This window comes from Dietzia sp. CQ4 (assembly GCF_014145125.1).
GTDB classification, from domain to species: domain Bacteria; phylum Actinomycetota; class Actinomycetes; order Mycobacteriales; family Mycobacteriaceae; genus Dietzia; species Dietzia natronolimnaea.
On sequence record NZ_JAALDZ010000414.1, the window covers coordinates 1 to 1,312 of the forward strand.

The 1,312-nt window shown below is 72.6% G+C and carries 2 protein-coding genes; both read left to right on the forward strand.

Going from position 1 to position 1,312, the window contains the following annotated elements:
* The coding region (locus G6031_RS18045) for an iron ABC transporter permease (RefSeq protein WP_182654022.1) at positions 1-859 on the forward strand (859 nt) is incomplete at its 5' end.
* The coding region (locus tag G6031_RS18050; RefSeq protein ID WP_182654023.1) for an ATP-binding cassette domain-containing protein at positions 856-1,312 on the forward strand (457 nt) is incomplete at its 3' end. The genes G6031_RS18045 and G6031_RS18050, both read left to right, overlap by 4 nt.

The window sequence follows — 1,312 nt, forward strand, 5'->3', positions numbered from 1 at the left end:
CACGCTGTGGAGCGTCCGCTTCCCGCGGGTGGCCATGGCGATGGTCGTGGGAGCGGCCCTCGCGGTGGCCGGAGCGCTCATGCAGGGCGCGTTCGGCAACCCGCTCGCCGAGCCCAGCGTGGTGGGGGTGTCCGCCGGGGCGGCCGTGGGCGCCGCGGCGGCGATCGTGTTCGGGCTGACCGCCTTCGGTGCCTGGACCAGCGTCGTCTGCGCTTTCGTCGCCGGCATCATCACCACCACCGCGGTGTACCTGTTCAGCCGGAGCAACGGCAGGACCGAGGTGGTCACGCTGGTCCTCACCGGCATCGCCGTGAACGCCGTCGCCGGAGCCGCGCTCGCGCTGCTCATGTTCCTCGGCGACACCCAGGCCCGCGAGGAGATCGTGTTCTGGCAACTGGGAAGCCTGAACGGCAGCCGGTGGGAGCACGTCCTGGTCGTGGCGCCTCTGGCGTTGCTCGGACTGGTCCTGGCAGCGCGCCTGGCGCGACCTCTGGACCTGCTCGCGCTCGGAGAGCGCCCGGCCCGCCACCTGGGCGTCAACGTGGAGCGGTTGCGTGTCTTCTCGATCCTGCTGGTCGGCCTGCTCACGGCCGCTGCGGTGAGCTTCTGCGGCATCGTCGCGTTCGTCGGCCTGGTGGTGCCGCACCTCGTCCGCATGATCGCCGGGCCGGGCCACCGACTGCTGCTTCCGGCGTCGGCGCTGGGTGGTGCGGTGTGCCTGCTGGCGGCCGACCTGCTCGCCCGCACCGCCGTGAACTACGCGGAACTGCCACTGGGGATGGTGACGGCCGCCGTCGGCGGACCGTTCTTCTTCTGGCTCCTCCACCGCACCCGTCGCACCGCAGGAGGCTGGGGATGAGCGTCACCGGGCCACGCGTGCCGGTGCTGTCCGCCGAACGCGTCACGGTACGAATCGGCGGCCGGACCCTGCTCGACGCGGTCGACCTGGAGGTCTACGCCGGCGAGGTGCTGGCGCTGGTGGGCCCCAACGGTGCGGGCAAGTCCACGCTCCTCGGCGTGGTGGCGGGGGACACCGACCCGGACTCCGGCCGCACGGTGCTCGACGGCACCGATCTACACCGGTGGCGTCTCGGCGACCTCGCCCGCCGCCGGGCCCTGCTCACCCAGGCCAACTCGGTCGCCTTCCCCTTCACCGTGCGGGAGATCGTCGCGATGGGGCGCGCCCCCTGGGCGGCGCTGCCCGAGGGGAACGACGACGAGGAGATCATCGAGGAGTCGTTGGCCGCCACCGACACCTCCTCGCTGCGGTCCCGGACCTTCCCGACCCTGTCCGGTGGAGAGAAGGCGCGCG